General features: G+C 68.3%; 22 protein-coding genes. 5 read left to right on the top strand and 17 right to left on the bottom strand.

Annotated features, from left to right (window positions below; genetic code table 11):
* The 5 genes from ruvX to KY497_RS12270 all read right to left on the bottom strand — a co-directional run bounded on the left by ruvX (window position 1) and on the right by KY497_RS12270 (window position 5,663).
* Window positions 1-474, bottom strand: a complete 474-nt coding sequence (gene ruvX / locus KY497_RS12250) for a Holliday junction resolvase RuvX (protein ID WP_141386755.1) — start codon at window positions 472-474, stop codon at window positions 1-3.
* Entirely contained in the window at window positions 471-3,131 is a 2,661-nt protein-coding gene (gene alaS, locus KY497_RS12255; protein WP_141386756.1) for an alanine--tRNA ligase, read from the bottom strand. Before alaS ends, ruvX begins: the two co-directional genes overlap by 4 nt.
* Window positions 3,132-3,183: 52 nt before the next feature.
* Window positions 3,184-3,372: a hypothetical protein gene (locus KY497_RS12260; protein ID WP_017830547.1), complete on the bottom strand. Its 189-nt coding sequence runs from the start codon at window positions 3,370-3,372 to the stop codon at window positions 3,184-3,186.
* 111 nt (window positions 3,373-3,483) lie between these two features.
* Complete coding sequence (gene rpsD / locus KY497_RS12265) at window positions 3,484-4,113, bottom strand: 30S ribosomal protein S4 (RefSeq protein ID WP_017830546.1); 630 nt, start codon at window positions 4,111-4,113, stop codon at window positions 3,484-3,486.
* A gap of 182 nt (window positions 4,114-4,295) precedes the next feature.
* Entirely contained in the window at window positions 4,296-5,663 is a 1,368-nt protein-coding gene (locus KY497_RS12270; protein ID WP_373695248.1) for a replication-associated recombination protein A, read from the bottom strand.
* 100 nt (window positions 5,664-5,763) lie between these two features.
* Between KY497_RS12270 and KY497_RS12275 the strand changes: the two genes are divergently transcribed.
* Window positions 5,764-6,066, top strand: coding sequence for a hypothetical protein (locus KY497_RS12275; protein WP_229778900.1), 303 nt, complete (start codon window positions 5,764-5,766; stop codon window positions 6,064-6,066).
* Between the two features lie 42 nt (window positions 6,067-6,108).
* Here KY497_RS12275 and KY497_RS12280 read toward each other — a convergent pair whose 3' ends face one another.
* Both KY497_RS12280 and KY497_RS12285 read right to left on the bottom strand, forming a co-directional pair.
* On the bottom strand, window positions 6,109-6,870 hold the full coding sequence (locus KY497_RS12280; protein ID WP_219869152.1) for a winged helix-turn-helix domain-containing protein: 762 nt from the start codon (window positions 6,868-6,870) through the stop codon (window positions 6,109-6,111).
* Window positions 6,867-8,750 (bottom strand): NAD(P)/FAD-dependent oxidoreductase, encoded by a 1,884-nt coding sequence (locus tag KY497_RS12285; RefSeq protein ID WP_219869153.1) that lies wholly within the window; start codon window positions 8,748-8,750, stop codon window positions 6,867-6,869. The genes KY497_RS12280 and KY497_RS12285 overlap by 4 nt, the downstream gene beginning before the upstream one ends.
* 214 nt (window positions 8,751-8,964) lie before the next feature.
* On the opposite strand from KY497_RS12285, the gene KY497_RS12290 reads away from it, so the two are divergent.
* Both KY497_RS12290 and KY497_RS12295 read left to right on the top strand, forming a co-directional pair.
* Window positions 8,965-10,317, top strand: a complete 1,353-nt coding sequence (locus KY497_RS12290; RefSeq protein WP_219869154.1) for a DUF349 domain-containing protein — start codon at window positions 8,965-8,967, stop codon at window positions 10,315-10,317.
* A 64-nt stretch (window positions 10,318-10,381) separates the two neighbouring features.
* Window positions 10,382-10,933, top strand: a complete 552-nt coding sequence (locus KY497_RS12295) for a type IV toxin-antitoxin system AbiEi family antitoxin (RefSeq protein WP_055872481.1) — start codon at window positions 10,382-10,384, stop codon at window positions 10,931-10,933.
* Here KY497_RS12295 and KY497_RS12300 read toward each other — a convergent pair.
* The 8 genes from KY497_RS12300 to KY497_RS12335 all read right to left on the bottom strand — a co-directional run bounded on the left by KY497_RS12300 (window position 10,920) and on the right by KY497_RS12335 (window position 19,562).
* Complete coding sequence (locus KY497_RS12300; RefSeq protein ID WP_219869155.1) at window positions 10,920-13,172, bottom strand: bifunctional (p)ppGpp synthetase/guanosine-3',5'-bis(diphosphate) 3'-pyrophosphohydrolase; 2,253 nt, start codon at window positions 13,170-13,172, stop codon at window positions 10,920-10,922. The two genes, KY497_RS12295 and KY497_RS12300, sit on opposite strands and share 14 nt — an antisense overlap.
* Before the next feature lie 65 nt (window positions 13,173-13,237).
* Window positions 13,238-14,227, bottom strand: coding sequence for a protein translocase subunit SecF (gene secF, locus KY497_RS12305; RefSeq protein WP_046747157.1), 990 nt, complete (start codon window positions 14,225-14,227; stop codon window positions 13,238-13,240).
* The gene (secD, locus tag KY497_RS12310; RefSeq protein WP_046747158.1) at window positions 14,227-15,975 is read right to left on the bottom strand and encodes a protein translocase subunit SecD; all 1,749 of its coding nucleotides are present in this window, start codon (window positions 15,973-15,975) and stop codon (window positions 14,227-14,229) included. Before secD ends, secF begins: the two co-directional genes overlap by 1 nt.
* A 55-nt stretch (window positions 15,976-16,030) precedes the next feature.
* Entirely contained in the window at window positions 16,031-16,450 is a 420-nt protein-coding gene (yajC, locus tag KY497_RS12315; protein WP_375140915.1) for a preprotein translocase subunit YajC, read from the bottom strand.
* A 72-nt stretch (window positions 16,451-16,522) separates the two neighbouring features.
* A complete protein-coding gene (gene ruvB, locus KY497_RS12320; RefSeq protein ID WP_219869156.1) occupies window positions 16,523-17,548 on the bottom strand; it encodes a Holliday junction branch migration DNA helicase RuvB in 1,026 nt (341 codons plus the stop codon).
* Window positions 17,541-18,161: a Holliday junction branch migration protein RuvA gene (ruvA, locus tag KY497_RS12325; RefSeq protein WP_046747161.1), complete on the bottom strand. Its 621-nt coding sequence runs from the start codon at window positions 18,159-18,161 to the stop codon at window positions 17,541-17,543. The genes ruvB and ruvA overlap by 8 nt, the downstream gene beginning before the upstream one ends.
* Window positions 18,162-18,170: 9 nt before the next feature.
* Entirely contained in the window at window positions 18,171-18,755 is a 585-nt protein-coding gene (ruvC, locus tag KY497_RS12330) for a crossover junction endodeoxyribonuclease RuvC (protein ID WP_219869157.1), read from the bottom strand.
* Between the two features lie 45 nt (window positions 18,756-18,800).
* A complete protein-coding gene (locus tag KY497_RS12335) occupies window positions 18,801-19,562 on the bottom strand; it encodes a YebC/PmpR family DNA-binding transcriptional regulator (RefSeq protein ID WP_017830533.1) in 762 nt (253 codons plus the stop codon).
* Between the two features lie 86 nt (window positions 19,563-19,648).
* On the opposite strand from KY497_RS12335, the gene KY497_RS12340 reads away from it, so the two are divergent.
* Complete coding sequence (locus tag KY497_RS12340; RefSeq protein WP_219869158.1) at window positions 19,649-20,359, top strand: dienelactone hydrolase family protein; 711 nt, start codon at window positions 19,649-19,651, stop codon at window positions 20,357-20,359.
* The gene (locus KY497_RS12345; RefSeq protein ID WP_219869159.1) at window positions 20,356-21,279 is read left to right on the top strand and encodes an aminoglycoside phosphotransferase family protein; all 924 of its coding nucleotides are present in this window, start codon (window positions 20,356-20,358) and stop codon (window positions 21,277-21,279) included. The genes KY497_RS12340 and KY497_RS12345 overlap by 4 nt, the downstream gene beginning before the upstream one ends.
* Here KY497_RS12345 and pdxT read toward each other — a convergent pair whose 3' ends face one another.
* Entirely contained in the window at window positions 21,280-21,900 is a 621-nt protein-coding gene (pdxT, locus tag KY497_RS12350; RefSeq protein WP_219869160.1) for a pyridoxal 5'-phosphate synthase glutaminase subunit PdxT, read from the bottom strand.
* Window positions 21,890-22,783: a pyridoxal 5'-phosphate synthase lyase subunit PdxS gene (pdxS, locus tag KY497_RS12355; RefSeq protein WP_055868042.1), complete on the bottom strand. Its 894-nt coding sequence runs from the start codon at window positions 22,781-22,783 to the stop codon at window positions 21,890-21,892. The genes pdxT and pdxS overlap by 11 nt, the downstream gene beginning before the upstream one ends.
* Window positions 22,784-22,821 lie beyond the last annotated feature (38 nt).

Raw genomic sequence — 22,821 nt, forward strand, 5'->3', positions numbered from 1 at the left:
TCAGGCGTGCTCCTCGTCGGGCGAGATGGTGGCACCGGCCGGGTTTCCGGTGCTCTTCTCCATGTCGATCGCCTGCTGCAGAAGCACCACGGCGGCGACCTGATCCACAATGCTACGAGAGTTCTTCTGAGATCTCCCCGAGCTACGCAGAGCGGCGTGGGCGCTCACGGTGCTGAGACGCTCGTCCACCAGCCGCACGGGAACACCGCTTCTCGTGTGAAGGGCAGCGGCGAACTCCCGCGCGTCCGTGGTCGATGCCGTGTCGGCACCCTGCATGTTCACGGGGAGGCCGACCACGAATTCCAGGGGGTCGTACTCCCCCGCGATCTGCACGAGGCGATCGATCGATAGGTCATCCCGCGGCACGGTCTCGACCGGGACGGCGAGCATCCCGTCAGGATCGCAGCGTGCGACACCGACTCTCGCCCTGCCGACATCGATGCCGAGCCGCACACCGCGGCGGAAGCCGCTCACGCGCTGTGCAGCTCCTGTGAGATGGCCTCGAGCGCTGCGGGAAGGGCCGCGGCATCCGCGCCACCACCCTGCGCGACATCGTCGCGACCGCCGCCACCGCCACCGAGCACGCCTGCGGCGCGCTTCGCCAGCGCCCCCGCCTTCGCGCCCGCCGCACGTGCCGCATCGTTGGTGGCCACGACCACGACCGGGCGACCGTTGACCACGGCCCCCAATGCCACGACCGCAGCGTCCGAACCCAGACGATCGCGGACGCCATTCACGAGGTCGCGCACATCATCCGCGGAGGCGACATCGCCGAGGTTCTGCGCCGCGAGGCGGAACGCCCCGACGCGCGTCGCCGCCTCGACGATGGAGGGAACCTGGCCGGCGCGCTCCTTCGCCTCGAACTGCGCGATGCGCTTCTCCGCCGCCTTCAGGCTCGCCGTGAGATCGGCGATGCGCTCGGGAAGCTGCTCACGCGGGGTCTTCAGCGAGCTGGTGAGCTGCGAGACGATCGCCCGCTCCGCCGCCAGCTCACGGAAGGCGTCGGCACCGACGAGCGCCTCGATACGTCGGTTGGAGGCTCCGACGGAGGACTCTCCGACCAGGCTCACCAGACCGATCTCCGCGCTCGTGCTCACGTGCGTGCCGGCGCAGAGCTCTCGCGACCAGGGACCGCCGATGTCGACCATGCGCACGACGTCGCCGTACTTCTCGCCGAACAGAGCCATGGCTCCGGCTTCCTTGGCCTCGTCGAGCGAGACGATGCGCGTGGTCACCTCGAGGGATTCCTGCACCGCGCGGTTCGTGATCTCCTCGATCTCGCTGCGGGTGTCGGCCGAGAGGGCCTGCGACCAGGAGAAGTCGAAGCGCATGTAGCCGGCGCGGTTCAACGAGCCCGCCTGCGTTGCGGTCGGACCGAGCGTGTCGCGGAGCGCGGCGTGCACGAGGTGCGTGGCCGAGTGCGCCTGACGCGCGGCACGACGGTTCGCGGCGTCCACGACCGTCGTGGCGATGTCATCGACGGCGACGGTTCCGCGCGTGACCTCGACGGTGTGGCTGATCAGGCCGGGCACCGGCTTCTGCACATCGATCACCTCGAGCGCGTAACCGGGACCGACGATGGCGCCCTTGTCGGCCACCTGTCCACCGGACTCCGCGTACAGCGTCGTCTCGGCGAGCACGACCTCGGCGATCTGGCCCTCGGATGCGCTGCGCACCGGCGCACCGTCGACGAGGAGCCCGAGCACACGCGACTCGACCTCCAGCGCGGTGTAGCCGTCGAATCCGGTCTCGCCCAGGGCACGCAGCTCACGGTAGACCGACACGTCGGCGAGCTGCCGCTTGCGGTTGCGGGCGTCGTCCTTGGCACGCTGGCGCTGCTCCTGCATGAGCGTGTCGAAAGCGGCACGGTCGACATCGAGGCCCGCTTCCTCCGCGACCTCGAGGGTGAGGTCGATCGGGAAGCCGTAGGTGTCGTGCAGCAGGAAGGCCTCGGGTCCGCTGAGCGTCTTCCCGCCGCCCTTCCTGGTCTCGTCGAGCGCGAGGTCGAGGATCGTCGAACCGGCGACGAGAGTGCGACGGAACGTCTCCTCCTCGGCGAAGGCGGACGACGACAGGACGGACCAGTCCTTCTCGAGCACCGGGTACGCCGACTTCATCGCGTCGCGCGAGGCGGCGAACAGCTCGGGGAACACGGGCTCGTCGACGCCGAGCAGACGCATCGCCCTGACCGTGCGGCGCATCAGACGGCGCAGGATGTACCCGCGTCCTTCATTGGAGGGGCGCACGCCATCGGAGAGGAGCATGAGCGAGGAGCGCACATGGTCGGCGACCACGCGGAAGCGCACGTCGTCCTCGTGCTGGGCGCCGTAGGAGCGGCCGGACAGCTCGATCGCGCGGTCGAGCACCGGACGCACCTGGTCCGACTCGTACATGTTCTCGACGCCCTGCTTGATGAACGCGACGCGCTCGAGCCCCATGCCGGTGTCGATGTTCTTCATCGGCAGCTCGCCGACGATGTCGAACTCCGTCTTGCCGCGGATGTTCTCGATGAAGTCCTGCATGAACACGAGGTTCCAGATCTCCAGGAACCTCGAGTCGTCGACGGCGGGACCGCCGTCCTTGCCATAGGCGGGACCGCGGTCGAAGAAGATCTCCGAGTCGGGACCGCCGGGCCCGGGCTGGCCGGTGTTCCAGTAGTTGTCCGCGCGTCCGAGGCGCTGGATGCGCTCGGGCTTCAAACCGATGATGTCGCGCCAGATCGCTTCAGCCTCGTCGTCGGTCTCATAGACCGTGACCCAGAGGTCCTTCTCATCGAAACCGAGGCCGCCGTCCGACTCGGAGCTGGTGAGCAGCTCCCAGGCGTACCGGATCGCGCCTTCTTTGAAGTAGTCGCCGAACGACCAGTTGCCCAGCATCTGGAAGAACGTGCCGTGGCGCGCCGTGCGCCCCACCTCTTCGATGTCGTTGGTGCGGATGCACTTCTGCACGTCGGCGATGCGCGGATGAGGCGCGGGCACGATGCCGGTGAGGTACGGGATCATCGGCACCATTCCGGCCACCGTGAACAGCAGAGACGGGTCGTCGCTGACCAGGGAGGCAGAGGGGACGATGAGGTGGTCGTTCTTCTCGAAGAAGTCGAGGTAACGCTGCGCGATCTCCGCAGTTTTCATGGGGTGCCGGGTGTCCTTGCGTGAAGATGCTGCGCCGAAGCGCGGCGATGGTTCAGTTCTTGCCCGGCTCCGTGAGCCGTGCCTCCTGCTCGCGGTAGGCGTCGCCGATGATCGCGGTGAACCCGTTGATGCGGGCATCGACCTCGGCCAGGATGTCGTGGCCGCGGGGGTCCTTATTCATGAAGTGCGCGGCGACGAAGCCGCCGATCACACCGATCAGGAACCACTGCATGCTCTTCATGACGTCATCCTTGCCATTGACCCGCGAAGGCGCGGTGTCACCATCGTATGCGGAAACGACAGGAGGCGTCGGGAATCCCGACGCCTCCTGCCTGATTGCTCTATCGCTGGATCAGCGAGCTGCGTAGTACTCGACGACGAGCTGCACTTCACAGGTCACGGGGACCTCGGCGCGCTTCGGACGACGAACCAGACGCGACTGGAGCTTGTCGAGCTCGACCTCGAGGTAGCCCGGAACGGGGGGCAGAACCTCGGCGTGACCGCCGGCTGCTGCCACCTGGAAGGGCTCGGTGCCCTCGCTCTTGGCCTTGACGTGGATGAGCTGACCCGGCTTCACGCGGAACGACGGGCGGTCGACGAGCTGTCCGTCGACCAGGATGTGACGGTGCACGACGAGCTGGCGAGCCTGCGCGGTGGTGCGGGCGAAGCCCGAACGCACGACGAGAGCGTCGAGACGCATCTCGAGCAGCTCGACCAGGTTCTCACCGGTCAGACCGTCCTGACGACGAGCCTCGTTGAAGGTGTTGCGCATCTGCTTCTCGCGGATGCCGTACTGCTCGCGAAGACGCTGCTTCTCACGCAGACGGACGGCGTAGTCGCTGTCTGCCTTGCGCTTGGTGCGGCCGTGCTCACCCGGAGCGTAGGGACGCTTCTCGAGGTAGCGGGCGGCCTTCGGGGTGAGAGCGACGCCGAGGGCGCGGCTGAGACGCACCTTGCGGCGGTCCTGGGACTTCGTGGTCACGAAGTTTTCCTTCCGATGACGTGGTCGCGTCTTTCACGACTCACGGACGTATCGTCCGCGTTCTGCCTTCGAGCGCACGCCGGGGCGCCAGCAAGGTGTGGTGTGAACGAGGAGATGCCCGAAAACTCGGTTTCGAGCCGATCAAGTCTAACAGATCGCGGTTCTCCACCCGATCGGCAGGGTCAGCGGTCGCCGAGGATGCGGCGGATGCGCTCGAGTCGCGCCCCGATGTCGCGCTCCGCCCCGAGGTTCTTCGGCTCGTAGTAGTGCCGCCCGTCGAGCTCATCGGGCAGATACTGCTGCGGCACGATCCCAAACTCGCTGTCGTGCGAATAGACGTATCCCCGACCGTGCCCGAGGCGCTTGGCCCCCGGGTAGTGCGCATCCCGCAGGTGCAGCGGCACCCGGCCGAAACCGCCGGCACGGATGTCGGCGATGGCCGCGTCGATGCCCACGTAGGCCGCATTCGACTTGGCGGTGGTCGCCAGGTAGACCGTCGCTTCGGCGAGGGGGATGCGCCCTTCCGGCATGCCGATGAACGCCACGGCGTCGGCAGCGGCGACCGCGATGGCGAGGGCCTGCGGGTCGGCGAGGCCGACGTCTTCGGACGCGGAGATCACCAGACGCCGGGCGATGAAGCGCGGGTCCTCGCCCGCCTCGATCATGCGGGCGAGATAGTGCAGCGCGGCGTCGGGGTCGGAGCCCCTGATCGACTTGATGAACGCGCTGATGACGTCGTAGTGCTCGTCGCCCTGTCGGTCATAGCGCAGCAGCGCCTTGTCGACCGCCTGCGAGATGTCGTCGGCGGACACCTCCGGCACGCCCTGGCTCTCGGCCGCGTCTTCGGCGTCCGCCTCGGCGGCCGTCGCGTGGGACAGCGCAACCGCGGCGCCCGCCTCCAGACCCGTGAGGGCGCGACGGGCATCACCCGAAGCGAGCCGGACGAGGGCCGACCGGGCCTCATCGCTGAGGGCGACTGCTCCGTTGAGTCCGCGGGCGTCGGTCACCGCCCTGTCGACGAGCAGACCGATGTCGTCGTCGGTGAGGGGTTGCAGCGTCAGCAGCAGCGAACGCGAGAGCAGCGGCGAGATCACCGAGAACGACGGGTTCTCGGTGGTCGCGGCGATCAGGATCACCCAGCCGTTCTCGACACCGGGAAGGAGCGCGTCCTGCTGCGCCTTCGTGAAGCGATGGATCTCGTCGAGGAAGAGGATCGTCGTCTGCCCGTAGAGGTCGCGCTGCGTCACGGCCTCCTGCATGACCTCGCGCACGTCCTTCACCCCGGCGGTGATCGCGGAGAGCTCGACGAAGCGACGACCCGACGAGCGGGCGATGGCCTGCGCGAGCGTCGTCTTCCCGGTGCCCGGCGGGCCCCACAGGATGATCGACACGGCCCCGGGCGCGGTCGCCTCGGGATCGGCGAGGGCGACGATCGGAGAGCCGGCGCGCAGCAGATGACGCTGCCCGGCGACCTCGGCGAGGGAAACAGGGCGCATGCGCACGGCGAGGGGCGTCTGCCCGGAGAGCAGCGCGGCAGGGGACGTCATCATCCCAGGCTAACGGCGGTCTCCGACACTTCGGCGAACCTCCGCCCTCCCGGTAGGCTCTCAGGCGACGCCGTGGAGCGGCGTTCGGATGGGAGACCAGGGCATGGCCGCACGCGGTTCGAAGAACGCACAGTCGCGCACGTCGGCGGAGCGCGCACGACTGCACGCCGCGCGCACCCAGTGGCACGAGGGGCAGATCCGCCGTCGTGTCCGCGACAACACGATCGCCGCCATCGTCGGCAGCCTCATCGTGGTCGCGGCGATCGGCAGCCAGGTCGTGCACGCCCAGGTCACGGCCCCGGAACCGGAGCCCACCCCCACGCCGTCCGTCGAGCCGTCCACCGCTCCGACCGAGGCGCCGACGGAGACCCCCGCACCCGTCCCCTCGGACGCGCCCGCCGAGTGATCGGCAGAGCCCTCCGCCGCTGCGCTTACCGTTCTCCCCGGCTCACGGCTCGATCACGGCGAGGCGATAGCCCCGCTTGACGACGGTCTGGACGAGGTCGATCCCGCCCAGCGCCTCACGCAGTCGGGCGACGGCGGCCTCCACCGCATGACCGCTGCGTTCGCCGCCGGGGAGCATCCTCGCCAGCTCCGCCCTCGACAGCACCCGTCCACGAGCGAGGAAGAGTGCCTCGATCACTCCGGCGGCTCCACGGGGCAGGGGGATGAAGCACCCGTCGAGCACAACACCACCGCTACGCACGTCGAGACGCCCGAGCTCGGTGAGAAGCGATCGTGCTCCGCTTCGATAGTGCGACAGGACACAGCTCGTCAGTCCTCCGGGCGCTGACGGCGCGACGTATCGCACGGGCAGGCGGGCGGCCCGAAGCCGACCCGCCTCCTCCTCGTCCATCGCGATCAGGAGCAACCGCCCCGCTTCGGCCCTTCGGCGATTCGCGTCGAGGGTCTCTGTGCTCACCGCCGCCCCGACCCATGAGGCGGCGGACGCGGTGAAGAGCACCGCGTCGGCACCGCCGAAGCCCGCGCGATGCACGGCACGGCGAAGCACGGTCGGAGACGGAGCCGCCTCACGACGCCCTGGCACCCGCGTCACATCCGCTCCCCCCGCGCGGAGTGCACGTTCGAGGTCGTCGATGTCGGCCGCACGACTCGCGGCGAGAGAGGCGTCCGCGGCCCTCGTGGCGACCGAGACGATGATTCTGCATCCTGCGAGGACCGGGCGCGCCCCCGAAGGCCCAGTCCTCATGCGGGGCTGTCCGCACGGAGCGGGGAACGGCGATGCCGCGCACCGTCCCGTTGTCGCTCGCCCCATCCGATCGCCTCGGTCGCGCCCCGTTCCCGGCGCGGCTCCTCGGAGCCCCTCCCTGCAGCCGACGCGCCCTCTTCCGTCAGTGGCAGCGGTTCCTCGGAGATCCGCATTCCACTGTCGAGGAGGGGTGTGCGGCATGCGAGCCCCGCAGCGCTCAGCCGGTCCCGGAGCGCGGGGAGCTGGTTCCGCCCCACTCCCTGCAACTCGATCCGTGAGCGGATGATCCGCGGGTGCAGGCCGAGATCCTGCGCGATGCGTCCGATGCCGATGAGCTGCTCGGGTGTAGGGGCTCCTCCTGCCACCGGCGAGACCACGGCACGAGTCGTGTCGGCTCGGACGTGCTCCTCCGGCCGCTCGCTCTCTTCCTGCCGGTGAGGCGTGCGCTGCGGGATCGGCTCTCCGGCGAGCGAAGTGAGGGCGCGAGCCACGGCCAGCGTGCACCGCTCGCACCCCGGCTCCCGACCGAAGCGCGTGCCGACGCCACTGAAGGTGAGCAGCCCCTCCCCTCGGAGCGCCGTGAGAAGCGCCCGCGGTGACATGCCGATGTGGATGCAGACCGCGGCGTCTTCGTCGTGCGTCGTCCGGCGCAGCTCGTCCGCCAGCCGCCCTCGCGACGCGACACCGACGAGCCGGCGAAGCGAGGCATGACCACTCGTGTCGCCCACCAGAACGGCGCCGAGGAGCGTGCGCGCGTCGTCCGTGAGAACGACCTTGCGGTACACGCCTGCGCCACGACGACGATCGGTGACGACCTCGATCCGGTCTGCGGTGTGGGGCTGCGACTCCCCGAAACTCACGACGTCTATTCCGGCGACGGTGTGATGCACGCCGTCCACGTGCCCGAAGAAGCGTCCCGCTCCCCCGCGCAGCTGCGACGCCGCCGCTTCCGCCATGGCGCGCGCTGCTGGGGCCGCATCGATGCCGCGCCCGTCGAAGCTCGCGACCTCTCCGATCGCGAGGATGCGCGGATCGGACGTGGCGCAACCCTCGTCGACGATCACGCCGCCGAGCGGGTGCACGTCGAGCCCGGCGTTGCGCGCGAGTTCGTCCCGTGGCCGCACGCCGACCGTGAAGACCACGACATCGGCGCGTTGGAAGGTGCCGTCCTGGAACTCCAGCGCCGTGACGGCACCCGAGTCGTCGGCGTCGAGGCGGGTCGTCCTGGTTCGGGTCCGCACCGCGATGCCGCGCGCTTCGAGGCCCTCCTGCAGCACACCGGCGCCGTCGCCGTCCAGCATCGCCGGCAGCAGGCGGTCCGCGTACTGCACGAGCGTCGTGCCCACACCCGCCTCGTTGAGCGCGAGGGCGGTCTCGACACCGTGCAGTCCCCCGCCGATCACGACGCCGCGCAGCGGACGACCGAGGCGGCGGGATCGCGTGTCGACGAACTCCCTCACCGATTCCGCATCCTCGATCGTGCGCAGCACGAAGCACCCGGGAAGACGTGCTCCCGACACGGCTGCACGCGCTGCGAAAGACCCCGTGGCCAACACCAGCACGTCGTACGGGTACGTGCGCCGTGAGCGCGTACGGACCGTGCGTGCCGACCTGTCGATGTGCAGCACACGATCATCACGGATCAGGCGCACGCGATCGTCGCGGAAAACGGAGCGATCGAGCCAAAGCTCCGCGGCATCGCGCCCGGAGAGGATATCGACCAGGGCGGACCTGTCGTACGGACCGTGGGTTTCATCGCCGATCACGGTGACCCGCACGGCCGCACCGGGGTCGCGGAGCAGACTCTCGACGAAGCGGTGCGCCGCCATCCCCGCTCCGACGACCAGGATGTCGCTCGGCGGCGATGTGGTGTCCTTCATGCTGCTCCTGTCGACCGGAAGGCTGTCGTCCTGGGGACGATAGGAGGATCGTGTTACCTGCAGATGACGAGGAGTGCTCCCCGGATCGAACATTCTCGTCACGAAACGGTAACGGTCGCGCGAGAAGTCGGGGCCTCACCCGCGGTGCTCCGGCGTACTAGGCTGAGCCTCGTCCTTTCCGCCTCCCGCGGCCCGACCGCGCAAGGAGAATCACGTGTCTGCCAACGAGCCCACGAAGCCGACTCCCCCCGTCCCCGGACCCCCCGCCGTGCCGATGCCGCGAAAGGCGTCGACACCGGCCGCCGTCGCGCCCGTCGCATCGGTGCCGGCCGCATCCTCGACCTCAGCCGAATGGGGTCGCGTGTCCGATGACGGAACCGTCGAGGTCAAGGAGGGCGATGCCTGGCGCGTCGTCGGCCAGTACCCCGACGGCACTCCCGACGAGGCCCTCGCCTACTTCGTCCGCAAGTTCGACGACATCGCCTTCAAGGTGCAGACGCTCGAGCAGCGCCACCAGGCAGGCGGAGCTTCTGCCGGCGACCTGGCCAAGCAGGCTGCGCACCTGATCGAGGAGGCGACCGATGCCGCCGCCGTCGGCGATCTCGCAGGACTGCGCGATCGACTCAACGCGCTCACCTCGTCGTTGTCGGAAGCCACCGAGCAGGAGGCGCAGCAGGCCAAGGAGCTCGTCGACAAGGCGATCGCCGAGCGCACGATCCTCGTCGAGCGCGCCGAGGAGATCGCCGCCCGCGACCTCAGCAAGGTGCAGTGGAAGCAGGTCACCGCCGAGCTCGGCGAGCTGTTCGACGCCTGGCAGGCGCAGCAGCAGAACGGACCGCGCCTGTCGAAGGGAATCTCCCAGCAGCTCTGGAAGCGGTTCCGCGACGCCCGTGCGATCGTCGACAAGCAGCGCCGTGCGTTCTACTCCGAGCTCGACGATGCGCACAAGGCAGCGCGCGACGCGAAGACCCGTCTGGTCGAACGCGCCGAGGCGCTCGCCCCCCGTGGCACGGACGGCATCCCCGCGTATCGCAACCTCCTCGACGAGTGGAAGGCATCCGGGCGCGCCGGACGCAAGGCCGACGACGCCCTCTGGGCACGCTTCAAGGCTGCCGGCGACGCTCTCTACGCCGCGCGTGCCGAGCAGGCCGCTGCGGAAGAGGCAGACTCCGCGCCGAAGATCGAGGCTCGCGAGGCCCTCCTCGAAGAGGCGAAGGCCGTCGCGGACGAGTCGAACATCAAGCGGGCCCGTGCACTTCTCACGCGCATCCAGCGGCAGTGGGACGAGATCGGCCGCGTCTTCCCCCGGGAGAAGGAGCGTGCACTCGACGACAAGCTCCGCGCGATCGAGCAGGCTCTGAAGGGCCGCGAAGACGTGGACTGGAAGAAGAACAACCCGGAGACCAAGGCACGCGCGAACGACATGAGTTCGCAGCTGCTCGAGGCGATCGAGAAGCTCGAGGCCGAGGTCGCCGCGGCGCAGAAGGCGGGCGACAAGAAGGCCGCCAAGGCCGCATCCGACGCACTCGAAGCGCGACGCGCCTGGCTGAGCGCCCTCGGCAGCTGATCCGTTCTCCACAGCTCACCCGCGAGCTCGGAAGAGGCGGGGTGCACTGCGCCAGACTGGCGTGATGCACCCCGCCTTTCTCTACGTCCCCGGTGAGCGGTTGAGCCAGTCGGAGCTGAGTGCCGCGCGGATCGACGGCCACGTGGTGGAGGTGGGCGACGCCTACGTCCCCGCTGACCTCATCGAGGGGCCCGATGTCAGGGCCAGCACGATCGCCACCCTGGTGCGGCCGGGAACCGCAGCCTCGGGTCCGACCGCCGCCTGGATCCACGGCGCCGGTGACGCCCCGCCCGCCGTGCATCACATCAGGCGCTGCGTCGAGAGGCGCATCAGAGCCGTCACCAGTTCACGACTCGTCTTCCACGACACCGTGGTGCCGTCGTCCGACCTTCAGCAGATCGGCGGAGTGCTGGTGTCGACGCCGATGCGGACGATGCTCGACCTCGCCACGACGCTGCACCGAGACCCCCGAGTGCTCACGTGGATGGACCGTCTCGCCATCGTGTTCCCCGAAGCGCCCGAGGCCGCGGGAGACGCGTTGCGCGACATGAGCCGTGTTCCCGGCAGTCGCGTCGGAATGGCCGTGCTGGAGCGACTCTCGCTCAAGAAGAGGTGACGCGGTAGACGTCGTAGACGGCGTCGATCCGGCGCACCGCGTTGAGCACACGGTCCAGGTGAACGGCGTCACCCATCTCGAACACGAAACGACTCAATGCCAGGCGCTCATCGGTGGTCGTGACCGTCGCCGAGAGGATGTTGACGTGGTGCTCGCTCAGAACGCGCGTGACGTCCGAGAGGAGCCCGGAGCGGTCGAGGGCCTCGACCTGGATCTGCACGCGGAACACGCTCTTGGTGGTCGGTGCCCAGGACACCTCGACGAACCGGTCTTGCTCGCTGCCGAGGGCCTTGACGTTGACGCAGTCGGCACGATGCACCGAGACGCCGCTGCCACGGGTCACGAAACCGACGATCTGATCCCCGGGAACAGGTGTGCAGCACTTGGCCAGCTTCACCAGGATGTCGTTGGCTCCACGAACGAGCACACCGGAGTCCCCGGATCGCGGCTCGCGGCTCGGAGCGCTGCCAGGCAGATCGATGGCACCCGTCGTGGGGTCGCTCGCCGCCACGAGAGCGGTGACCTTCTCCAGCACCGACTGGGTGGAGACATGCCCCTCACCGACGGCGGCGTAGAGTGCGGACACGTCCTCGTAGTGCATGCCCCGCGCCACTTCCGTGAACGAATCATGACTCATCAGACGCTGCAGCGGCAGGTTCTGTCGGCGCATCGCGCGGGCGATGGCCTCCTTGCCCTGCTCGATCGCCTCCTCGCGGCGCTCCTTCGTGAACCACCCGCGGATCTTGTTGCGGGCGCGCGTGCTCGCAACGAACCCGAGCCAGTCCTGGCTGGGTCCCGCGTCGGGGTTCTTCGAGGTAAACACCTCGACGACGTCACCGCTCTTGAGCTCGGACTCCAGAGGCACCAGGCGACCGTTGACCTTGGCGCCCATCGTGCGGTGGCCGATCTCGGTGTGCACGGCGTAGGCGAAGTCCACCGGGGTCGCGCCAGAGGGCAGCCCGATCACCCGGCCCTTCGGCGTGAAGACGTAGACCTCCTTCGCGCCGATCTCGAACCGGAGGGATTCCAGGAACTCTCCAGGATCGGCGGTCTCGGCCTGCCAGTCGGAGATGTGCGCGAGCCAGGCCATGTCGGTGTCGGACGCGCGGACCTCGGTCTTGCCGCCGCCGTTCATCCGCTCCTTGTACATCCAGTGCGCAGCGACGCCGTACTCGGCCTGCTGGTGCATCTCATGGGTGCGGATCTGGATCTCGACCGTGCGGCCGGCGGGGCCGATCACCGTGGTGTGCAGTGACTGGTAGAGGTTGAACTTGGGTGTGGCGATGTAGTCCTTGAAACGACCCGGCAGCGGAGTCCAGCGTGCGTGGATGGCGCCGAGCACCGCGTAGCAGTCGCGCACGGAGGACACCAGCACCCGGATGCCGATCAGGTCGTAGATGTCGTCGAACTCACGGCCGCGGATGACCATCTTCTGGTACACCGAGTAGAGCTGCTTGGGACGCCCGACGACCTTGCCACGGATGCGGAGATCTCGCAGGTCTTCGTCGATCTCCTCGACGACCTGGTTCAGGTACTTCTCGCGCTGCGGGGTGCGCTGCGCGATGAGGCTGTGGATCTCGTTGTAGATCTTCGGGTGCAGCACCGCGAAGGAGAGGTCCTCGAGCTCCGACTTGATCGCCTGGATTCCGAGGCGATTCGCCAACGGAGCGTAGATCTCCAGGGTCTCCTTGGCCTTCTTCGCCGCCTTCTCCGGCGGAACGAAACCCCAGGTGCGCGCGTTGTGGAGGCGGTCGGCGAGCTTGATCAGCAGCACTCGGATGTCCTTGGACATCGCGACGATCATCTTGCGGACGGTCTCGGCCTGCGCGCTCTCGCCGTACTTCACCTTGTCGAGCTTGGTGACGCCGTCGACGAGCATCGCGACCTCGTCGCCGAACTCGGCGGTGAGATCGGTCAGCGCGTACCCGGTGTCCTCGACGGTGTCGTGCAGCAGCGCTGCGGCGATCGCCCGGGGCCCGAGACCGAGTTCGGCGAGGATCTGGGCGACCGCGAGCGGGTGGGTGATGTACGGCTCACCGCTCTGGCGCTTCTGCCCCTCGTGCTTCTCCTTGGCGACCGCGTAGGCCCTCTCGATCACCGAGAAGTCGCCCTTGGGGTGGTTCGCCCGGACTGTGCGGATCAGATTGTCGAGGTCATTGATCCTCGACGCGCGGGAGAAGATGCGGGGAACCAGCCGTCGCAGACTCGAGCCCTGCGATGACGTCTGCGGTTCCGCCATCTACTCACCTCCTGATCGATCAATCCTACGCGTGCTGTGCGGCACCGGCCCCGCTGAGGAACCGATCAGACCTCGACGGCCGCCCTGCTGCGAGCCTCTCGGATGCGGGCATCCCGTGCCTTCAGCTGCGGCTCGTTCTCGCGGAACAGCGAGTAGAGCGGAGCAGCCACGAAGAGCGTCGAGTAGGTGGCCACGAGAATGCCGACGAAGATCGAGAGCGAGATGTCGGTGAGCGACTCCGCGCCCAGCCAGAACGCGCCGATGAAGAGCACCGCGCCGACCGGCAGAGCAGCGACGACGGACGTGTTGATGGAGCGCACGAGTGTCTGGTTCACCGCGAGGTTGACCGACTCGCCGAACAAGCGGGCGGACTTCTCCCCGTCTTCGGTCGTGTTCTCGCGGATCTTGTCGAACACGACCGTGGTGTCGTACAGCGAGTACGCGAGGATCGTGAGGAAGCCGATCACCGCCGCCGGCGAGATCTCGAAGCCGGCCAGCGCGTAGATGCCCACCGTGATCACGAGCACGTCGAGGAGACCGATGATGGCCGCAGCCGACATCTTCCAGGTGCGGAAGTAGATCGCCAGGATCAGGAAGGTCAGGGCCAGGAAGATCGCGAGACCCCACAGCGACTGCTTGGTGACGTTCTCACCCCACGCGGGTCCGATGAAGGAGGAAGTGACGTCGGACGGATCGACGCCGTATGCCTTCGCCAGTGCCTCGCCGACCTGCTGGGTCTCGGCAGCGCTCATCTGGTCGGTCTGGACGCGGACGTCCTTGCCGCTGACGACGACGACCTTGGTCGCAGCGCCGGGGACGACCGATTGCACGGCTGTGGTCGCCGTCTCCTGATCGAGGCTGTCCGGCGCCTGCACGGTGAACTGCGATCCACCCGTGAACTCGATCGAGAACTGGATAGGACGGATGAGCGGCACCAACGCCGAGCCGACGACCAGGATGATCGCGATGATGAACCACAGACGGCGCTTGCCGACGAACGGGAAGGAGGTCTTCCCGGAGTAGAGGTTGTTGCCGAACTCATTCATGGAAGGCATCAGGCGTCTCCCTCACTTCCGGCTTTGGTGGATCTCTCGCCCGTGAGGGCCTCGGCGCGCTTGCGTTCGGCGATCGTCTGTCTGCGGTCGGCCTCGCCGCGGGACCGCGCGTTCTTCGCGCCCCGCCCGACCGACGCCGTGGTGACCTCTCGGTACTGCGAGCGGCTGCGGTACACGGCCCCGAGAGCTTCGGGATCGAGTCCGGACAGCTTGTGGCCGCCGCCGAAGAAGCGGGTGCGCGCGAGAAGTTGCATCACCGGGTGCGTGAAGATCACGAAGATGAACACATCGATGAGCGTCGTGAGTCCGAGCGTGAAGGCGAAGCCCTTCACCGTGGCATCGGCCAGGATGTAGAGGACGACCGCCGCGAGGATGTTGATCGACTTGGAGATGTAGATCGTGCGCTTCGCACGACCCCAGCCGTCCTCGACCGCCGCGGTGATCGACTTCCCGTCACGGAGCTCGTCTCGTATTCGTTCGAAGTACACGATGAACGAGTCGGCGGTGAAGCCGATGGACACGATGAGACCGGCGACACCGGCGAGCGAGAGGCGGAACCCGATTCGCCACGCCAGGATGCAGATGATGATGTAGGTGAGCACCGCCATCACCGCGATCGACGCGATGATCACCGACCCGAGCGCTCGATAGACGATCAGCGAGTAGATCGCCACCAGCGCGAGCCCGATGAGGCCCGCGATGAGACCGATCTGCAGCTGCTGCGTACCCAGCGTCGCCGAGATCGTGTCGGAGCTCTGCACCGTGAAGCTCAGCGGAAGGGCGCCGAACTTGAGCTGATCGGCGAGAGTGGTCGCGGACTCCTGCGTGAAGCTTCCGGAGATGCTGGGGCGACCATCGAGGATCTGCCCGTTCATCCGCGGAGCGCTGATCACGTTGCCGTCCAGCACGAAGGCGAACTGATCCCGCGGCGTGAGCCCGTCGATGCGGTTCTGGTTCAGGCGGGTGCTGACCTTGCCGAACGCATCGGCCCCGTCGCCGTTCATCGTGAGCTGCACCAGCCAGGCACCCGACTTCGGGTCGCGACCGGCCGAGGCGTCGGTGATGGCGGTGCCGTCGAGCTCTGCCGGTCCGAGGATGTACTTGGCGCTCCCGTCCGCCGAGCAGGCGATGAGCGGCTGGTCCTTCGGCGCCTTGGAGGCGTCGTTCTCCGGGTTCGCGCAGTCGTATGCCTGGAACTCCGCGGCCAGCTTGTCGGTGACCCAGGAGAGGTCGCTCGCGTCGGTCGGCTCGGCCGTCGGCGTCGAGTTCAGACCCGGATCCGGGCTGGGATACGGCGTCGAGTTGCCGTCCTCGCCCACGAACTCGTTGGTCGCTGCCGTCGTGTAGAGCACGGGACGGAACTCCAGCTGAGCACTGGACTGGATCCGCTCCCGCGTCTGCGCGTCGGCCTCACCGGGGATCTGGACGACGATGTTCTGTCCGCCCTCGGTCGTGATGTCGGCCTCGGCGACGCCGGACGCATCGACACGCTGCCGGATGATCGCCGCGGCCTGGTCGAGCTGCTCGGACGACGGAGCCGCTCCGTCCTCGGTCTCCGCACTCAGCACGATCTGTGTGCCGCCCTGCAGATCGAGGGCGAGCTCAGGTGTCCACGAGCTCGCGGCCTCCCCGTTGCTGTCCTTGAAGACGTACACACCCAGTGCGTTGATGCCGAAGAGCACGCCCGTCACGAGGAGCAGGCCGAGAAGGACCCGCCAGGCGTGACGGACGGGAGAGGATGAAGCCACGTGTGTTCAGCTTTCTGGAAGGACGGAGATCCGAGGGGCCGCGTCGGCCTCGGCGTTACTTGTCGTCGGCGTCGCGCTCGAGGCGAGCGCGGGTCTCCTCGGGGGTCTCGACAGCGGGAGCGACCGGCTCATCGGCGACCGGCTCCTCGACGACACGCTCCTCGACGATGTCGTCCGACGGTGCGTCGACGGCGGCATCCTTGGGCTCGACCACGCGCAGGATCGCCTGGCTGTGCACGTCGATGATGGTGCCGGGAGCGATCTCGACGAGGGCGGGGGTGTCGAGGTCGTCGGGGTCGTACGCGACGATCGTCCCGTAGATGCCGCCCTGGAGGAGCACCTTGGCGCCCGGAACGGTCTTGGTGGCCTTCTCCTCCTGCTCGGCCTTCATCTGCTTCGTGCGCTTACGCGTGTTGAAGATCATGAAGACGAGGAGAACGGCGAGGAGGCCGAAGAGCAGGAATTCCATGGGCATGGGGGAAGCGCCTTTCTCAGGTGCACGCTCCAGCCTTTGGGCGCGCGAAGGTATCCGGGAAGTCTTCAGTGATTATAGGTCATCCAACTTAAGCATCCCGTCCGGATGCGCGACACCCAGGTGCGCGTACGCCTCCGGCATCGCCACACGGCCGCGGGGCGTGCGCCCGAGGAACCCGATGCGCACGAGGTACGGCTCAACCACGCTCTCCACGGTCTCGGCTTCCTCACCGACGGCGACAGCGAGCGTGCTGAGGCCGACCGGGCCACCGCGGAACCGCCGGACGAGCGCTTCGAGCACGGCACGGTCCAGGCGGTCGAGACCGATCGGATCGACGTCGTACAGATCCAGGGCCGCACGGACCTGGCGGATGGTCGCAACTCCCCCCGTGTGCACCAGCGCATAATCGCGCACCCGGCGAAGGAGGCGGTTCGCGATGCGCGGGGTGCCACGGGAGCGTCGGGCGATCTCGGCGAGCGAGTCGGTCGGGAGGTCGACGCCGAGCACGGCCGCGGATCGTGCGATCACCTGCTCCAGCTCGCCCACCTCGTAGAACTCGAGGTGACCGGTGAACCCGAAGCGGTCGCGGAGCGGGTTGGGCAGCAGCCCGGAGCGAGTCGTCGCGCCGACCAGGGTGAACGGCGAGAGTTCGAGCGGGATGCTCGTCGCTCCCGCGCCCTTCCCGACCATGATGTCGATGCGGTAGTCCTCCATCGCGAGATAGAGCATCTCCTCGGCGGAGCGCGCCATGCGGTGGATCTCGTCGATGAAGAGCACTTCACCGGGGACCAGGCTCGAGAGCAGGGCCGCGAGATCACCGGCGTGCTGGATCGCCGGGCCGCTGGACAGCCGGAGCGGACGTTCGCTCTCGTGTGCGACGATCATCGCGAGCGTCGTCTTCCCCAGGCCGGGAGGTCCCGCCAAGAGGATGTGATCGGCGGGACGACTCTGGATGCGGGCGGCCTCGAGGAGCAGCTGCAGCTGACCGCGCACCTTCTGCTGGCCCACGAACTCTCCGAGGCTCGTCGGCCGCAGCGCGCCTTCGATGGCGAGTTCGGTCTCGTCGGAGGGCTCGCCGGCGTCGAGGGGATCAGACACGCGCCTGGCCTCCCTGCGCCGGGCCGAGCAGGGCGAGCGTACGACGAAGCAGCGAGGCCACGGATGCGCTCTCCGCCTCCGTGGCATCCGCTGCCGTCTGGGCGGCGGCGTCTGCGGCGACCTTCTCCGACCAGCCGAGCCCCACGAGTGCCGCGGCCACCTGCGTGACGACATCGGCGCCGCCGCCCGCGGCGGGCTTCGCCGGAGCCGCGAACGCCTGCACCTTGCCGGCGAGCTGCAGCACGATGAGCTTCGCCGTCTTGGGGCCGATGCCGGAAACGCGTCGGAAGGGGGCGTCATCCTCCGCGGTGACGGCCTCGGCGATCTGATCGCTCGTGAGGTGCGAGAGCACGCCGAGTGCCGACTTCGGACCGACGCCGGTCACGCTGATCAGCAGTCCGAAGATCTCGAGCTCACCACGGTCGGCGAAGCCGAACAGCGACAGCGAGTCCTCACGGACGATGAGGCTGGTGTGCAGCAGCAGCTTCTCTCCCACCGTCGCGGTGTGCGCGACATCGGCGGGCACCGCGACCGCGAATCCGACCCCGCCCACATCGATGACGACCTGATCGGATGCCGCATGCAGGACGACGCCGTGCAGAGAGGAGATCATCCCCTCAGCCTACGGCGTCGCTCGTAGGTATGTTCGACCGACACGCTTCTCGGCCTCGGCCCAGGCACGCTGAGCGGGAGTCAGGGCCCCGGGGGCGGTAGCCGCTGCTCCCCCGCGGCGCCAGGCGTGGCAGAGGGCGATGGCCAGTGCGTCGGCGGCATCGGCCGGTTGCGGCAGTGCGTCGAGGCGCAGGATGCGGGCGATCATCGTCTGCACCTGCCGCTTGTCGGCAGCACCGTATCCGGTGACGGCGGCCTTGACCTCACTCGGCGTATGCGTGGCTGCGGGGAGCCCCGACTCGGAGGCGATCAGCAACGCGACGCCACTGGCCTGTGCGGTGCCCATCACCGAGTGCGTGTTCTGCTGCGCGAAGACCCGCTCGACGGCCACCGCGTGCGGACGGTGCTCGGCGATCACGGCGCGGATGCCGGCGGCGACGATCGACAGACGATCACCGATCTCCGCGTCCGGCGATGACCTGATCACGCCGACGTGCACCAGAGTCCCGCGACGCGAGCCGTCGACGTCGACGACGCCGACACCGCACCGGGTGAGCCCTGGATCGATGCCGAGCACACGCAGAGAGGAGGTCACTCCCCCAGGCTAGGCCGCAGGACCGACACCGGCCGCTCGGCGCGCCTACGCCTCGTCGTTCTCCAGTTCGGCCTGGACCTCGGGGGTCAGATCGAAGTTGGTGAACACGTTCTGCACGTCTTCGCTGTCTTCCAGGGCGTCGATCAGACGGAAGATCTTGCGCGCCGTGTCGGCGTCGATCTCGACCTTGAGGTTCGGGACGAACTCGACGTCGGCCGATTCGTAGTCGATCCCCGCTTCCTGGAGCGCGCTGCGCACGGCCACGAGGTCGGTCGCTTCGGTGATGACCTCGAAGCCCTCGGCGTGCGGCTCGATCTCCTCGGCACCCGCCTCGAGCGCCGCCATCATGACGTCGTCCTCTGAGGTGCCCTCGGAGCCGACGACGATGACGCCCTTGCGGCTGAAGTTGTAGGCCACGCTGCCCGGGTCGGCCAGCGTGCCGCCGTTGCGGCTGAGAGCCGTGCGCACCTCGGCGGCCGCGCGGTTCTTGTTGTCGGTCAGACACTCGATCATGAGCGCGACACCGTTGGGCCCATAGCCTTCGTACATGATCGAGAGGTACTCGACGGCTTCGCCGCCGATACCTGCGCCGCGCTTCACCGCGCGATCGATGTTGTCCTTCGGGACAGAGGTCTTCTTCGCCTTCTGCACCGCGTCGAAGAGCGTCGGGTTGCCCGCCAGGTCAGGTCCGCCGAGCTTCGCGGCGACCTCGATGTTCTTGATGAGCTTGGCCCAGGACTTCGCGCGCCTGGAGTCGATGATGGCCTTCTTGTGCTTCGTGGTCGCCCACTTGGAATGCCCGGACATAAGTCTCCGCTCGTCGTATCCGCGTGAGCTCGCGCTCAGCGCGTCGTCCATTCTATCGAACGGCGCGGGTGGCGCAGGATGGAGGAATGCGCAGATCACGACACATCGCTCCTGCACGGCTCTCCTCGCACGTGCGCGACGGCGAGCCGACACCGGCCGACGCCTTGCGCTACCTGGTCCATCTGCCGGACGACTACGACGCCGATCGGGAGAAGCTCTGGCCCCTCGTACTGTTCTTGCACGGTGCCGGAGAACGAGGTTCCGACATCGACCTCGCCGCCGTGCACGGCCCCCCGATGCTGGCGGATGCCGGCCGCGAGTTCCCCTTCGTGCTCGTCACACCCCAGTGCGCGGAGTCGAGTCAGTGGGTCGCCGAGGTCTCGACGCTGTCCGCACTGCTTGACGAGGTCGTCGCGGCGCACCGCATCGACCCGGCGCGCATATCGGTGACCGGACTCAGCATGGGCGGGTTCGGGACCTGGAGTCTGGCGGTGCGCTATCCGGAGCGGTTCGCCGCGATCGCACCCATCTGCGGCGGACTGTGGATGCAGAGCGCCGCGCCTGTGCGCAGCCTGCCCGTCTGGACGTTCCACGGCGACGCCGACGATGTCGTGCCGATCTCCGCCACGGAGCAGATCGTGACCGAGCTCCAGCCGCTCGACGCCGACGTGCGGTTCACGCGATATGCGGGCGTCGGTCACGATTCCTGGACCGAGACGTACGCGAACCCCGAGTTCTACGACTGGCTGCTCTCCCACCGCCGGGTCGATCCCGACACGGAGGGCACCGCACGATGAACACCGGAGCTGATCGCCTCCGGCCCGCCTGGACGGCGCTTCCTCCGTCGGTACGCGCACAGATCGTCGGGGCGATCGGGGGCGACTTCGTGACCGACCGGCCCGCACACGGCGGCTTCAGCGCCTCCTATGCGGGCGTCGTGACGACCACGGCGGGTCATGCCTTCGTCAAGGCCTGCGGTGCCGACTGGCATGCGGACTCGCTGCACTTCCTCCGCGAGGAGATGCGCACGCTCGTCGACCTGCCCTCTTCGGTCGCTCCGCGCCTCCTCGCCGCCTTCGACGACGCCGCGGGTGCCGCACTCGTCATCGAGGCGATCGACGGACACCACCCCGGTCGACCGTGGACGGTCGAAGATCTGCACGCCGTGGCTCAGGCCCTGCGAGCGCTCTCGACCACCGCCGCGCCGTCGGAGATGCCGCGAGCGGAAGACCGCATGATCCCCGGCTTCGCCCGGTGGACGGAGATAGCCGGGGATCCCCGTCTCCTCGAGGCTCTGCCCCACGATCTGCCGGCGCGGATTCCGCAGCTCCTGCGGATCGAGGAGGGCCTCAGCGACGCCCTGCACGGCGACGTCATCGTGCATGACGACGTGCGGGCGGACAACATCCTCATCAGCGGTGCACGAGCGCACCTGCTCGACTGGCCGCATGCATCTAGGGGCGCTGCGTGGGTCGACCTGCCCTGTCTGCTGCCGAGCATCGAGGCGTCGGGTGGGCCGACCTGCGAAGAGGCGTGGGCTGTCTTCGAAGACCACCATGCGCCGTCGCAGATCGAGTTGCTCCCCGTGATCTCCGCGTTCGCGTCGTTCCTCTGGTACCAGCAGACACAACCGGAGATTCCGCAGCTCCCTGGCCTTCGCGCCTTCCAGCGCGCGCAGGCGGTTCCGGCGCTGCGCTGGCTCGCCACGCTGCTCTGATCAGACGCGCGGCGTCACCATCGCGCGTCGGCGCGCTTCGACCCGCGCGAGGAAGCGCTCATGGAAGCGCTTCTCCCCCGTGATCTCGGGGTGGAAGCTCAGCCCGAGCAGTTCTCCCTGCTCCACCGCGACGACGCGACCGTCCGGCAACGCCGCCAGCACCTGGGCACGCGGACCGACCGACTCGACCACGGGGCCGCGGATGAACGCCGCAGAGACCGGCTCCGTACCGAGAGCGGGGACGTCGAGCTCGGCCTCGAAGGATTCCACCTGTCGTCCGAAGGCATTGCGGCGGACGACGACGTCGAGCCCCCCGAACGATTCCTGCCCGTCGATCGCGTCGACGATGTCATCGGCGAGCATGATCAGTCCCGCACAGGTGCCGAGCACCGGCATCCCTGCCGCGATCGCGTCGCGGATCGGCTGCTGCATCCCGAAGATGCGGGAGAGCTTGTCGATCACGCTCGACTCTCCACCCGGGATCACGAGGCCGCCCACCGACGAGAGCTCGTCGGGACGACGCACCAGAACCACATCGGCGCCGAGGCCCGTGAGCAGGCTGGCGTGCTCGCGCACGTCGCCCTGCAGCGCGAGGACACCGACCCGAGTGCTACCAGCCACGCTCGGCGAGGCGGTGCGGTGCCGGGAGGTCGCTGACGTTGATGCCGACCATAGCCTCGCCGAGACCCCGCGAAACCTCGGCGATGACCTTGGCGTCGTCGAAGAAGGTCGTCGCCTTGACGATCGCCTTCGCGCGCTCGGCGGGGTTGCCCGACTTGAAGATCCCGGATCCGACGAACACGCCGTCGGCGCCGAGCTGCATCATCATCGCCGCATCCGCAGGGGTCGCGACTCCGCCGGCCACGAACAGCACGACGGGGAGCTTTCCGGTCTCGGCGATCTCGGCCACGAGCTCGTAGGGTGCCTGCAGCTCCTTGGCCGCGACGAACAGCTCGTCCTTGGGCAGCGCGGTGAGCGCGGCGATCTCGCCGCGGATCTTGCGGATGTGCTTCATCGCCTCCGAGACGTCACCGGTACCGGCCTCGCCCTTGGAGCGGATCATGGCCGCGCCCTCGTTGATGCGACGCAGCGCCTCGCCGAGGTTGGTCGCACCGCACACGAACGGCACAGTGAAGCCGTACTTGTCGATGTGGTTCACGTAGTCGGCGGGCGAGAGCACCTCGGACTCGTCGATGTAGTCGACGCCGAGCTCCTGCAGGACCTGCGCCTCGACGAAGTGCCCGATGCGGGCCTTGGCCATGACGGGGATCGACACCGCGTCGATGATGCTGTCGATCATGTCGGGGTCGCTCATGCGCGATACGCCGCCCTGCGCACGGATGTCGGCCGGCACGCGCTCGAGCGCCATGACGGCGACGGCGCCGGCGTCTTCGGCGATCTTCGCCTGCTCTGCCGTGACGACGTCCATGATGACGCCGCCCTTGAGCATCTCGGCGAGTCCGCGCTTGACGCGCGAGGATCCGGTGGTTGTCTGCTCTGCCATGGGGAACTCCTGTCGGATGCACCGAAGTCGGTTTTGAT

Origin of the sequence: Microbacterium sp. PAMC22086, from assembly GCF_019443525.1 — a bacterium.
GTDB lineage: Bacteria > Actinomycetota > Actinomycetes > Actinomycetales > Microbacteriaceae > Microbacterium > Microbacterium maritypicum.